Consider the following 13,346-nt stretch of genomic DNA (forward strand, 5'->3'; position numbering starts at 1 on the left):
TATCAACCATACAGTTGAGATTGCAAGGATTGTAGGTGAGTTGTGATGTTAGATGTGGAAAGATTTCTTTATAATGACGATTACATTAATTGACTGGAATTCCAGTCAAAATTTTACAAGTTAGTCTTGGATAAACTATGAACGACGATTTTGAGAAAGATTTCAATCTTGGGGGGAGTGTAGAGCGAGCTTTGTCTGGCAACTACGAGCTTAAAGCTGGCGCGGTTTTTAACGAAGCTTGGCGAGCAACCATCCAGCACTTTTTATCATTTTCTCCTGCCATTATTGTATTGCTTTTTGTCCAGTTAGGTATTTTCTATATTGCATTAAAACTGCAGTTGGGCGATTTGAGCGTTATTCTTGATGCATTTGAGAACCCAGAGTCGTTCACAAACGATATTGTGTCTTCTATTTATGTCGCGAATTTCAGTTATGAGGTGATTAGCGCACCAATTTATGCGGGGATCAGCTTGATGGCTATGAGCCATGTCGCTGGCCTGAAGACTAAGTTGCGCCATGTTGGAAAGGGGTTGCAGTTCACCATTCCTGTTATTCTAGCAACGCTCATGAGCTTAATGCTACAAGGTGTGGTTGGTATGATTTTTCCTTTACTGTCGCTGTATCTTTCCTTGGCATTTAGTCACTCTATTTTGTTGATTTGTGAGAAAAGGGTGCCACCAATGCAAGCGTTGCTGTTATCACTTCGCGCAATCAACAAGAAGATTTTTGTGGTCGCGGGGCTTTACTTAGGCGTGATGTTAATGTTTATTATTGCAGCAATGTTCTACGGTATTGGCTTGATTTTTGTGCTGCCATTCTTCTTCCATTTGAAAGGCATACTCTACCGCGAAATGTTTGGAATTAAGCTTAAGATCGTTACAACACAGAAAAACGATAATGATCACGATGGTAACTCACAGGTGTTTGATGCCTAATTCGCTGAAATCAATAAGTTTACGAGTGGCGGCAACCTGTATAGCCGCCACTTTCATTTCTATAGGCCCATATTTACACTACGAGAAACAGTTTAAATATGTGGAAAATCCTGACGTACTCTCTGGCAAGATTAAGCATGTCGATTTATCACACTTGCCATACATCGGTGATATCCCAGACTTCAATTCAATAAAAGATACGAAAGAGAAAAAAGCTGCTTTTTTTGATTTTTTAAGGCCTAAAATTGCTCTTGAGAATCAACGAATTCGTCATGAGCGGGCCTTTCTTACCTCTTTAAAGGTGGGACAAGTGACGCAAGAACAACAAGAGTATGCTCAGCGGTTATCATCTCTGTATTCGTTGCCCTTGAGTAACGATAAGATTGATCAAACGTGGCTAGATGAGATGCTTGTGCGAGTGAACGTCTTACCTGAAGCCTTGGTTCTAACTCAAGCGGCAAATGAATCTGCGTGGGGCACTTCTCGTTTTGCTACTCAAGCAAACAACTTGTTCGGCCAATGGTGTTATAAAAAGGGCTGTGGAATTGTTCCAGCGCAACGTGGCGCTAACAAAGTTCATGAAGTTGAAAAATTCGATTCTGTACAACAGTCTGTTCATGGCTACTTTATGAACGTTAATCGAAACCCAGCGTATGCAGACCTGCGTGAAATCAGAACATCTCTGGCTGAAAAGAACAAGGGCTTGTTAACGGTCGCAACGGCGTCAGAGTTAACGCATGGGTTACTAGCCTATTCTGAACGTGGCATCGCCTATGTACACGATCTTCGCGCTATGATTCGTCATAACAACGCCTACTGGACGCAATAAAATAACGGATAAAATGAAAAAGTTAAGCCTAAGTCTATTGGGAAGTGCGGCGCTAATTCTTGCATCGCCGATAACCCAAGCTCAAGAGTACATGTTCACGTACTCAAAGTTATACACTCAACTAAAAAACAACAATAAAGAAGGGCATGACGATGTGAAAGTTGGTGTCTTTTTTGTGGACGCAAAAACTAAGCAAATTTGTACGATAGAAAAAGCTTGGATGGAAAAAGAAGAGCACTATGAAGAGTTTGTTATCCCTGCTTCACAAGAGTTGCCTTTACCAGTTGATAAAAACTTAAAGTCAGCAAATCCGTTGGTTTTTGTCGATACCCCAAAAGATACACGTTGCGATTACTCACTTGTCGTGATGACCAAAGAACCATTACAGGGTAACGTTTCTTACGACCAACTTAAGCCTCTTCTACCTCAAATGCAGACGATGCTGGAAGATTTAGGCGGTATGTTTGCGGGTTGGTTTACACCGGAAGTTCAAGGTGTGACGATGGAGTTTGCAAATCAACTGAATGATAAAGTGATTTTCTCAAACGGAACCGAAAAGCCAATTGTCAATGGCAAGATACAAGTCGCACTAAGTGAAATAGGGCAAGGTGGCACAATGACACTACCAGAACCGACGATGCGAGTGTTACCTTATCTACCTAACGCAAAGAAATGAACACTGAACGTTTAGAAAGGGCTGCAATCGCAGCTCTTTTTTAATTTTGACCGTAACTAAAGTATCTTTCACACTCTTTTCTTAAAGACTCAATAAGACAAGCATTTAATCCTGCGTAAAAAGCTCGTATAATCCACGCCCCAAAGAAACCCATGTTAGGAAGTCCTAGTCGATTTATCGGCGATGTGAGAGCCCGCAATGAACCAAATAGATACAAGAAAAGAAACCCTAGAATTCAACAAGCTTCAGAAACGCCTAAGAAGACATGTTGGAAATGCCATTACTGATTACAACATGATCGAAGAAGGCGATGTTGTAATGGCATGTATTAGCGGTGGTAAAGATTCATTCGCGATGCTTGATATCCTGCTGAATCTTCAAAAAGCCGCACCGATCAAATTTGAAGTGGTTGCGGTAAACCTAGACCAAAAACAACCGGGCTTCCCTGAGCACATTCTGCCAGAGTATTTCGAAACACTGAACATCCCTTACTATATCGTCGATAAGGACACGTATTCCGTCGTAAAAGAGAAGGTACCAGAAGGCAAAACCACTTGTGGTCTGTGTTCACGCCTGCGACGTGGTACGCTGTATTCATTTGCAGAGAAGATTGGTGCAACTAAGCTTGCGCTAGGTCATCACATGGATGACATCGTCGAAACAATGTTCTTGAATATGTTCCACGGCTCTCGCCTTAAAGCGATGCCACCAAAGCTACGCTCTGATGATGGTCGTAACGTGGTCATTCGTCCATTGACTTACTGTCGTGAAAAAGATTTGATCAAATACGCTGAGCACAAGGATTTCCCAATAATTCCGTGTAACCTTTGTGGCTCTCAAGAGAACCTTCAGCGTCAATCTATAAAAGCAATGTTGATTGAATGGGATAAGAAGACGCCAGGGCGTGTGGAAGCAATTTTTAAATCAATTCAAAACGTAAGCCCAAGCCAACTAGCAGACCGCGAATTGTTCGACTTTGTTAACTTACCGCTAGATCGTGAAGGTAACCGCGAAGAGTATGAATTTAATGAGGCTGTCGTTTCTTCGACGAATATTGATGAATCGATGTTCATCGATGTTACGAACATCTAACTCGTAAAAAAGGAGGTCAATTAGACCTCCTTTTTTGTACCCAACGCTTTAACTGTTCCCAAACAAAAATCCCCCTGTATTGGGGGGATTTATTAGCGCTTATTTGAAAGTGCTCAATACATAGCGATACTAAGGAGAGATTAGGTTGCTGTATTTGGGTCGAGAGGGCTAATATAGCCTTTTGGTTTTAGAGCCAACACGTCGCAATTTATTTTATCAATTACGTGCTCCGCTGTATTACCAATAAAGACAGCCGAAAGCCCTGTTCGCCCTGTGGTACCTAAAATAACCATTGCTGCGTTCAAGCGCTCTGCAGCTGCCGGAATGACATCTTCAGGTAAACCTTGCTCAACTATCGTTTGTTCTTCATCAAGACCATGTTTTTGGCGTAGTGCTTTCATAGCCGTTAAATGATGACCTCGCACTGCATCGGTATAAGTCGTTGGGTCAAATTCAGGAAGTTCAATCGTAATATTCGCCGGTGTAACGGGGTAGGCGTTAACAAGATATGGCTTGGCCTCAAGCCGAGTGGTGATTTCTTTTAATCGCTCGACCATCGTATCGTTGAGATCAATATGAGTCGGGTTTTCTGAGCCCACATGTACTGAGGCAAGGATACTTGCTTGTTCCGGCCAAGCAGCATTCTTAATAAGAAGCACTGGAATAGGGCATTTTCGCAACAAGTGCCAATCTGTCGGTGTGAAAATGACAGACTCTAAAACATCATGCTTACGTGTGCCTTTGATGACTAGGTCATGATTGCCTGCATAGACTTCAGCAATAATCGCCTCATAAGGGCGGTTGTGCCAGACAACACAAACATCAAAGTCGAAGCCATCGTTTAGGTATGGTTGAGCAATTTTACGCATCCACTGCTCACGCTGATGAATGACACCTCGACGCATAGCATCTCTTTCATCCACCGATAGCATTGACGTCATGTCATACGAGAAATCGTAAATGGATAAAAAGAAAGTGATTCGGCTTCTAGATACACTTTTCTGAGCTAATTGAACAGCTCTTGCAAGTGCGGGCTGCTCATCATTATTGATGTCAGCTACAACAAGGATCTTACTGTATATACTCATAACTAAGCCCACTTCTATTGCAAAACCAGATACTGAATGTAAATTAAATCAGTATTTTGGAGTACTCACCGTACATTTTTACTGTAGCTTAGTTTGGAGAACTTTTTGAGGACTTTCGAAAGGAATTTATGAGAAATATGATGTAGCTCATTTTCGAGCTACATCAATAATTAGGGTGTATTATTCTTTAGTTACACCAGCAAGTTCCATCAATGCATCGTGGTCTAAGATAGTGATATATTTACCTTTTACGCTTAGGATCTCAGATTTCTGGAAACGACCTAACAAACGACTAATCGTTTCGACTGTAAGACCAAGGTAGTTGCCAATATCACCACGAGTCATAGTTAAACGAAACTCTCTAGGGCTGAAGCCACGCTGAGAAAAACGCGTTGATAGGTTGTAAAGGAAAGCAGCTAGTCGCTCTTCTGCATTCTTTTTAGAAAGAAGCAAAATCATTTCCTGATCACCTTTAATTTCGTTACTCATCAAACGCATGATTTGCTGGCGAAGCTTAGGCATCTTACCCGATAGATCGTCTAAAATTTCGTATGGGATTTCACATACCATCGACGTTTCGAGTGCTTGAGCAAAGCTAGGGTGGGAGTCACCAGTGATAGCATCGAAACCGACTAAGTCTCCAGCTAAGTGAAACGCTGTGATTTGCTCATCACCTTGCTCTGTGATCGTATAGCTCTTGATGGTACCAGAGCGGATAGCGTATAGCGATTTTAGCTCATCACCGGCCTTAAAAAGCTCTTGTCCTTTTTGAATAGGCTTCTTACGTTCGATGATTTGGTCAAGCTGGTCAAGTTCTGCCTCATTTAGAGTGAACGGGATACACAGTTGACTAATGCTACAATCTTGGCAATGAATGGCGCAACCGCCTGATTGGATACGCTTTGTTGCAGGTTTTTCAGAAATCATAACAACCTTTCACTATTTGATATACATCAATATTTTAGCATCGCTTAATCCTAAAGGGTAGCAAAAATGTCACCTCAATAGAGTTTAACGTTATCTGAAACCGAGTAACGCTAAGGCTCCTACAGCGGTATACGTACCATAGCCAATAAGGATTAATGCTGAAATATTTCTAAATATTAATGATTTTTGTAATTTCTGAAAATGATTGGCACCGTATCCAATAATAAGCATCGCAGGTAGCGTTCCGAGCCCAAACGCAAGCATAATTAGGCCGCCGTTCATCGCACTACCAGAAACCGCCGACCAAGTAAGCGCTGAATAAACTAAACCACATGGTAACCAACCCCAAATAAAGCCAAATGGCAACGCGTGAAGAGGATGCTTTAGTGGCAACAGATTCTTCCCTGCCGGCGAGATAAAGCGCCAGATATACTGCCCTAGCTTTTCTATTAAAAGTAAGCCTTGCCACCATTTAGCAATATACAGCGCGACCAGGATCATGAATAACGCCGCAATCAGCCTTAACCAAGCAAGAGAATGCGTTAACCCACTAAGCTCAGATAAACCTGATATAGCACCACCCACTAATGCTCCTATTAAGGTATAACTGATCAATCGTCCGAGGTTGTAGAAGAGGGGGATAAGAGGGGTGGTTTTATTTTTAGCAGAAGAGCCCATGGTAAGCAGAGACGCGATACCACCACACATACCCATACAATGACCGGCTCCTACTAAGCCGATCATCAACGCACCGATAAAATCAGGAGTCATAAAGGTCGCTACTTTTTATCACTATTAGATTGGTCTTCTTCGTCGAGAAGAATGTTATGCCCTTGCCGTTCAAGATCTTCAAACTGATCGCTTCTTACCGCCCAAAGAAAAACGGCGACAGCAACACAAACGAGAACGATAGCGATGGGAATCAATATATAAAGACTTTCCATGTTTGCTTTCTCTACTTATTTCTCTTTGAGCAGGCGCAAAGAGTTAGATACAACGATAATTGAGCTTGCAGACATGCCAACTACTGCAATGTAGGGAGCCACTAAACCTGCGACCGCCAAAGGCAAAATTAACAGGTTGTAACCCAAAGACCAAGCCAAGTTTTCTCGAATAATCTTTCTTGTACGCAGTGCAAGCAAACGTGCCTCTAGTAGCTTTTCGAGATTATCCCCAAGTAACGTCATATCTGCAGAAGCTTTAGCGACATCTGTACCACCGCCCATTGCGACAGAAAGGTGAGCTCCGGCGAGAGTCGGCGCGTCATTGATTCCATCACCAACCATCATAGTGATACTGTTTTCGTCCAAGCTCTTAAGGTATGCAAGCTTATCTTCTGGCTTTGCTGACGCGACGATGTGATCGATACCAATTTCATTCGCCACTGGTTGGGCGTTTGAGAGAGAATCACCAGTTAGCAGGGTTGTCTTAATTCCAGCGTCAGCAAAACGTTGAATAAAGGCTTTGCTTTCTTTTCGGATAGGGTCGCGGTAGTAAAAGCTAGCGACATGCTTGCCATCAACCGACAGATAGACCGCCTGGCTTTCATCACTTTCTTTGCCTTGAACAAAAGCAGCACTACCTATCTTAACGATTTTGCCATTCCATATCCCTTCAATCCCTGACCCAATCACGTTTTGCACATCAGACACGATAAAGTCATCATTGGTGAAAGTTGCAAAAGAACGAGCGATAGGGTGGTTTGCATGAGCCTCTAAAGCTGCAGCTAGTGATAGACAATCTTTCTGTGGGAGATCACTAAGTACCTTTGTTTCACAGATCTCAATATCACCTTTCGTTAGAGTGCCTGTTTTATCTACAACTAAGTGGTTGATCTTACATAGTGTCTCAAACACATGGCCTTTACGAAGCAAAATGCCAAAATTACCCATTCTAGAGGTAGCACAAGTGAGAGCGGTCGGAGTAGCCAGAGATAGCGCACATGGGCATGTAGCGACTAACACAGACAGCATGATCCAAAACGCATCATCTGGTTTTGTTTGATGCCAGTAAAACCAAGTACCAGCAGAGATAATAAGAATCACACCAACAAAGTAACGGGCGACAATGTCTGCAATTTCCGCAATTTTAGGTTTGGAGTGTTGAGCTTCATCTTGTAAACGCACGATGTTAGAAATCATTGAATCGGCCTTTGAGCTTACTACCTCGAGTTCAAATGATTCGTCTCCGTTTAGCGTTCCCGCATAGACGACATCACCTTCTCGTTTCACAACGTGCACTGACTCACCCGTTAGCATGGATTCATCAATATGAATACGGCCTGAAATAACTTTACCGTCAGCGGGGATATGTTCACCAGGTAGAACGCGAATACGATCGCCAACTTTTAGCGTCTTCACGGGTATCTGATCACCGTCCAGCGTTGTAGCAATTGCCGGAATCAACTTAAGAAGGTTACCACTCGCTGCAGCAGCTTTGCGACGAGCGCGCATCTCTAAGAATCGACCTACTAACAAAAAGAAGGTAAACATCGAGATAGATTCAAAGAAGACTTCGCCTTGTTCAGTTACTGTTGCAACTAAACTTGCAACATAGGCAAAGATCAACGCGATAGAAACCGGGACATCCATACCAAGGGTTCGGCCTTTGATACTGCGCCATGCGTTTAAGTAAAATGGAAGAGCGGAATAAAGCAAAACAGGAGTAGCAAAAATCAAACTTACCCAACGAAAGTAACTTTTAAACTCTGGCTCTAAATCACCAAAGACTTCGAGATACAGTGCAACGGCGAGCATCATGACCTGCATGGTTGCTAAGCCTGCAATACCTAGCCGATATAGATATTGCTTCATCATTCGATGGTAAGAGGCTTCTTGCTTATCTGCTTCAAAAGGTGCAGCTTTGTAACCAAGTTTATGTATAACGGAAAGGAGCTCGCTTAACCGTACCTGAGTTTTATCCCAGGCTAGTAACGCTCGATTGGTGGTTGTATTAACACGGATAGATACCAACCCGGCCGTATTAGAAACTTGCTTTTCGATTAACCACGCACAAGCGGCACATGAAACGCCTTCCAAAGAAAGGGTTACTTCAGAAACATTTTCGCGATTTCGTACGAATTCAGATTGTACATCCGGATTATCATAATGAATTAAAGCTTGGAGTTGCTCTGGTACTAGATCTGCCTTTTCTGCAGGCGCAGTGCGGTATTGGTAATATGAGACAAGACCACTATCGACAATAGTCTGCGCCACAGTTTCGCAGCCCGGACAACACATGTCGCGAATTTCACCCAATATTTCTACTTTGAAATCCGTGTTGGCTGGTACATCTTCACCGCAGTGATAACAGGATTTACACATATGCTTACTTCATTAACGGTGTTGAAGAGGCAGGAAACTCAACTTTACCTTGGATCATCCATTGCTTGTCGTGTGGTTGTAGTTCAACAAACCATGGTCCTTGAATAGATTCCTCAGCTTTTAGTCGGTAATTACCAGATGCATCCGCTGTTACAAGCTTTGTGAAGTCACGATCAGGAAGAGTACGATGAGTGAAAGTGGCCGTTAGAGCAGGGTAATGAGGTAGCTTCCCTTTAGCGAAAACAATCACAACATTGTTATTTTCAGAGGAAATCTCAGCGTTAAGACCTAGGTCACGAGCGACATTCATTTTACTAATGTCGATATTAATGCCTTTGCCTTTTTTATAGTAATCCTCGGCGACTAAAGAAACAGAGTTGTTCGAGAAAACGACCACAGTAATCACAGTCCAAACTACGACAGTAAGAGGAAGGATGATTAGGAACCACGGCCAAAATTGTTTATACCAAGGCTTTACCATAAAAAAGTTCTCAACAGCTAAATGAAAAAATGTAAGGCGTTAAATTTAAAGGAAAGACAGCCCCTATGAAAGGGGCTGTTATTGCTATGTTACGTAATATCTCAGTTACTTACTCTCTGAGTTACTTAAACTCCAGACATATGAGGCAACGAGCTGAACTTTATCTTCACCCAAAATGTCTTTCCACGCAGGCATTACGCCTGAGCGTCCGTTCATTACGGTTTCTGTTACAGCTGCACGAGAGTCACCAAATAACCAGTCTTGGTCTGTAAGGTCAGGCGCACCGACTGCAGGGTTACCCTTACCATCGGTACCATGACAAGCAGCACACACTACGAAGCGTGCTTTACCTGCCGCGGCTTCACGAGCATTTACTTTACGACCAGATAAACTAAGTGTGTAACTTACAACTTCTTGAACACCTTGCTCACCAAGGGCATCTTTCCATGCTGGCATTTGACCAATACGGCCGTGCATGATGGTTGTAACGATCGCTGCTGGCTCGCCACCATATAGCCATGCATCATCAGTCAGGTTAGGGAAGCCTTTCTGACCACGTGCATCAGAGCCATGGCATTGAGAACAGTTTTGCAAAAACAAACGCTGACCAACTTTTAATGCTTCAGGATCTTGCGCAATTTCAGGAATTGGGCGTAGACCACTGTCATTGTGCGCAAGTTTACGGAATGCTTCGCCGAAGTAAGCGTCGGCATCATCCAGTTCTTTTGCATATTGGTTTAGTTGCTTGTTCTCTTGTGCTGCAGCGATGGCTTCTTTTGACTCTTCTAGTGAGCGAACGGTTTGAGCCGAACTCTGCCAGTTTAAAAAGCCCTTGAAGCTACCTAGACCTGGGAATAGGGCAAGGTAAACTGCTGCGAACACAAATGTGCTTACAAACAGGTAAGTCCACCACTTTGGTAGAGGGTTGTTTAGCTCGCGAATACCATCGTACTCGTGGCCCATGTCTTCCCCTTCCTCGACGCCCATTTTATCTTTAGCGCACCAAGTCAGGAGAATCGCACAGCCTACTAGCGTGCCGACAGTAATCACGATAATCCAGAGACTCCAGAATGTAGTCATTACTTCTTCACTCCTTGGTTATTAGGGGTCTTTTGTTCTTCGTCAGCAAACACCAAGTTGGCATCTTCTTCAAAGCGTGCTTTACGCTTTTTACTAAATGCCCACCATACGATGCCAATAAAACTAGCGAAGAGTACAACGGTATAAATACTATGAATTGTACCGAAATCCATATGATCCCCTTACTTCATTGCATGACCAAGAGACTGAAGGTAAGCGATGATTGCATCCATCTCTGTTTTACCTTCTACTTCTTTAGCCGAATTCGCGATCTCTTCATCAGTGTATGGAACGCCGAACTGATCACGAAATAGCTCAAGTTTCTTCTGAGTTAGCTTACCGTCTAAAACGTTTTCAGCTAGCCACGGGAAACCTGGCATGTTTGACTCAGGTACAAGCTCACGAGGATCTAACAGGTGAACACGGTGCCATTCGTCAGAATAACGACCACCAACACGAGCTAAATCCGGGCCTGTACGCTTAGAGCCCCAAAGGAATGGGTGTTCCCAAACACTCTCACCAGCAACAGAGTAGTGACCGTAACGTTCAGTCTCTGAGCGGAAAGGACGAACCATCTGGCTGTGACAGACGTTACAACCTTCACGGATGTAGATATCACGGCCTTCCATCTCCAAAGGAGTGTAAGCGCGCAGATTTTCTACAGGTTCAGTCGTTTGCTTTTGGAAAATCAGAGGAGTGATCTCTACAAGAGCACCCCAACTGATAGCAAACACGATAAAAATAGCCAACAAACCGACATTACGTTCTAAGATTTCATGGCGATTATTAGAATTATTACTCATTCTTAAATCTCCTTATGCCGGATGTGGGATAGCTTTTAGGCTTTCTTTAGGTGCACTTACCGTTTTGTACGTGTTGTATGCCATTAGGAACATACCAGATAGGAAGATAAATCCGCCTAGGAAACGTACAAAGTAGAACGGATAAGACGCTTCTACAGATTCAACAAAACTGTAAGTTAGCGTACCGTCAGAGTTAACCGCGCGCCACATAAGACCTTGCATTACACCAGAGATCCACATCGCAACGATGTAAAGAACGGTACCGATTGTTGCTAGCCAGAAATGCACATTAACTAGACCAACAGAGTACATACGCTCTTGGCCAAATAGGCGAGGTACCAAGTGATATACAGAGCCGATAGAGACCATCGCAACCCAACCTAACGCACCAGAGTGAACGTGACCAATGGTCCAGTCTGTGTAGTGAGAAAGTGCGTTAACCGTCTTAATCGACATCATCGGGCCTTCAAAGGTAGACATACCGTAGAACGACAGTGAAACGATTAGGAAACGTAGGATAGGGTCATAACGAAGCTTATGCCATGCACCAGATAACGTCATAATACCGTTGATCATACCACCCCAAGAAGGAGCAAATAGAACCAGCGACATAACCATACCTAGAGACTGAGTCCAGTCTGGCAGCGCTGTATAATGAAGGTGGTGAGGGCCTGCCCAAATATATAGAGAAATAAGTGCCCAGAAGTGAACGATAGATAGACGGTAAGAATAAACAGGACGTTCAGCTTGTTTAGGAACGAAGTAGTACATCATACCTAGGAAACCAGCGGTCAGTAGGAAACCTACCGCATTGTGTCCATACCACCACTGAACCATCGCATCCACTGCGCCCGAGTAAATCGAGTAAGATTTACCAAGTGACACAGGAATAGCCATGCTGTTCACGATGTGAAGTACTGCTACTGTGATAATAAAGGCACCGAAGAACCAGTTTGCCACATAAATATGTGACGTGTTTCGCTTCACTAGTGTGCCGAAGAACACCACCGCATATGATACCCATACTAGCGCAATTGCGATATCAATAGGCCATTCTAGCTCAGCATACTCTTTACCCGATGTTAAACCGAGAGGCAAAGTAATGGCTGCTGCCAGGATGATTGCTTGCCAACCCCAAAAGGTGAAGGCAACGAGTGGGCCACCAAAAAGACGTGTTTGACATGTGCGCTGTACAACATAATAAGACGTTGCGAACAGAGCACTGGTACCAAACGCAAAAATTACCGCATTAGTATGCAGTGGACGTAAGCGACTGTACGTCAACCACGGCGTATCAAAGTTTAGCTGTGGCCAAACTAATTGAGCGGCAATCAAAACACCAACAGCCATACCAACTATGCCCCATAAAATGGTCACAAGGGTAAATTGGCGAACGACTGTATAGTTGTAGTTTTGTTCAAGCTGCTTTACTTGGCTCATTTGCATGCTTCCAATTTCTAATTAACTACACTTTTACTTCCAACACGACTTGCGTCGTAACACCACCCAAGTAAACTCTAGAATTCAAGTGTTATCATCACCTTATTTCCATTGCTGACTTTAATAAAAAGTGGCATTTTCAGCGTGACACTATACTTGAATTAACAATTCAATGACAGGGTAGTAACCTTACTGGACCTCTGGAAATCATTTTTTATTTAAAAAGTTTGAAGTTTGTAACAAGGATATTAGTAATTATGCCTGCACAAAAGTTAACAAAGGCGCGACTTGCACAAATCTTAATCATGCTCAGTGTTTTAATAGGCGCATTTTTCTGGCGTACCTTTACACACGAGAGTGTTAATAGCGTTGACTGTTCACAAAAAGAACGATGCGATGTAACAATTGAAGGAGAAATAATCACGATTAATCGTGACTCAATGGGAATTTCGCTCGAAACGACAGAAAGTAGCACTCTAAAAATTGATCTAAATCAATCTGGTAATTTTATCAATCTCAACGAGAAGCATAAGTCAGTAGAATGGGACATCATGCCTGAATCGAAAAAAATCACCTTTAAAAAAGGTGAAAACATTGTTGTAGTTCAATTATAAATACGATCTATCACGAGATAATCGTAACTTATTAATGAAATTAACACCTTCTTACCTA

At 42.9% G+C, this 13,346-nt stretch carries 15 protein-coding genes; 5 read left to right on the plus strand and 10 right to left on the minus strand.

Annotated features, from left to right (window positions below; translation table 11 throughout):
- Window positions 1-137: 137 nt before the first annotated feature.
- The 4 genes from R7Z41_RS02555 (at window position 138) to ttcA (ending at window position 3,532) form a co-directional block, all read left to right on the plus strand.
- Entirely contained in the window at window positions 138-935 is a 798-nt protein-coding gene (locus tag R7Z41_RS02555; RefSeq protein WP_005389175.1) for a hypothetical protein, read from the plus strand.
- Entirely contained in the window at window positions 928-1,764 is an 837-nt protein-coding gene (locus R7Z41_RS02560; RefSeq protein ID WP_025766642.1) for a glucosaminidase domain-containing protein, read from the plus strand. Before R7Z41_RS02555 ends, R7Z41_RS02560 begins: the two co-directional genes overlap by 8 nt.
- A 13-nt stretch (window positions 1,765-1,777) precedes the next feature.
- On the plus strand, window positions 1,778-2,440 hold the full coding sequence (locus R7Z41_RS02565; protein ID WP_149191782.1) for a DUF2987 domain-containing protein: 663 nt from the start codon (window positions 1,778-1,780) through the stop codon (window positions 2,438-2,440).
- A 198-nt stretch (window positions 2,441-2,638) separates the two neighbouring features.
- Window positions 2,639-3,532, plus strand: a complete 894-nt coding sequence (gene ttcA / locus R7Z41_RS02570; protein ID WP_005377502.1) for a tRNA 2-thiocytidine(32) synthetase TtcA — start codon at window positions 2,639-2,641, stop codon at window positions 3,530-3,532.
- 140 nt (window positions 3,533-3,672) lie between these two features.
- Here ttcA and uspE read toward each other — a convergent pair whose 3' ends face one another.
- From uspE to ccoN, 10 genes are all read right to left on the minus strand, one after another.
- On the minus strand, window positions 3,673-4,620 hold the full coding sequence (gene uspE / locus R7Z41_RS02575; RefSeq protein WP_005377500.1) for a universal stress protein UspE: 948 nt from the start codon (window positions 4,618-4,620) through the stop codon (window positions 3,673-3,675).
- Between the two features lie 180 nt (window positions 4,621-4,800).
- Window positions 4,801-5,547: an FNR family transcription factor gene (locus R7Z41_RS02580; protein WP_005377497.1), complete on the minus strand. Its 747-nt coding sequence runs from the start codon at window positions 5,545-5,547 to the stop codon at window positions 4,801-4,803.
- Window positions 5,548-5,637: 90 nt separating this feature from the next.
- Entirely contained in the window at window positions 5,638-6,318 is a 681-nt protein-coding gene (locus R7Z41_RS02585) for a sulfite exporter TauE/SafE family protein (protein WP_172563260.1), read from the minus strand.
- A gap of 8 nt (window positions 6,319-6,326) precedes the next feature.
- Window positions 6,327-6,491, minus strand: a complete 165-nt coding sequence (gene ccoS, locus R7Z41_RS02590) for a cbb3-type cytochrome oxidase assembly protein CcoS (protein WP_005377493.1) — start codon at window positions 6,489-6,491, stop codon at window positions 6,327-6,329.
- A gap of 15 nt (window positions 6,492-6,506) precedes the next feature.
- Window positions 6,507-8,870: a heavy metal translocating P-type ATPase gene (locus tag R7Z41_RS02595; RefSeq protein WP_206970822.1), complete on the minus strand. Its 2,364-nt coding sequence runs from the start codon at window positions 8,868-8,870 to the stop codon at window positions 6,507-6,509.
- Window positions 8,871-8,874: 4 nt separating this feature from the next.
- Window positions 8,875-9,351 (minus strand): FixH family protein, encoded by a 477-nt coding sequence (locus R7Z41_RS02600; protein WP_005377489.1) that lies wholly within the window; start codon window positions 9,349-9,351, stop codon window positions 8,875-8,877.
- A gap of 105 nt (window positions 9,352-9,456) precedes the next feature.
- Window positions 9,457-10,431 carry a cytochrome-c oxidase, cbb3-type subunit III gene (ccoP, locus tag R7Z41_RS02605; protein WP_005377487.1) on the minus strand — a complete coding sequence of 325 codons (975 nt, stop codon included), beginning with the start codon at window positions 10,429-10,431 and terminating at the stop codon, window positions 9,457-9,459.
- Window positions 10,431-10,604 carry a cbb3-type cytochrome oxidase subunit 3 gene (locus R7Z41_RS02610; RefSeq protein WP_005377485.1) on the minus strand — a complete coding sequence of 58 codons (174 nt, stop codon included), beginning with the start codon at window positions 10,602-10,604 and terminating at the stop codon, window positions 10,431-10,433. The genes ccoP and R7Z41_RS02610 overlap by 1 nt, the downstream gene beginning before the upstream one ends.
- 9 nt (window positions 10,605-10,613) lie before the next feature.
- Entirely contained in the window at window positions 10,614-11,234 is a 621-nt protein-coding gene (gene ccoO / locus R7Z41_RS02615) for a cytochrome-c oxidase, cbb3-type subunit II (RefSeq protein WP_005377475.1), read from the minus strand.
- A 12-nt stretch (window positions 11,235-11,246) separates the two neighbouring features.
- Window positions 11,247-12,674 carry a cytochrome-c oxidase, cbb3-type subunit I gene (ccoN, locus tag R7Z41_RS02620; protein WP_005396488.1) on the minus strand — a complete coding sequence of 476 codons (1,428 nt, stop codon included), beginning with the start codon at window positions 12,672-12,674 and terminating at the stop codon, window positions 11,247-11,249.
- 257 nt (window positions 12,675-12,931) lie between these two features.
- Here ccoN and R7Z41_RS02625 point away from each other — a divergent pair, with 257 nt between their 5' ends.
- On the plus strand, window positions 12,932-13,288 hold the full coding sequence (locus R7Z41_RS02625; RefSeq protein WP_005377473.1) for a hypothetical protein: 357 nt from the start codon (window positions 12,932-12,934) through the stop codon (window positions 13,286-13,288).
- Window positions 13,289-13,346: the final 58 nt, after the last annotated feature.

This window comes from Vibrio sp. 1457, assembly GCF_033340195.1.
GTDB classification, from domain to species: domain Bacteria; phylum Pseudomonadota; class Gammaproteobacteria; order Enterobacterales; family Vibrionaceae; genus Vibrio; species Vibrio alginolyticus.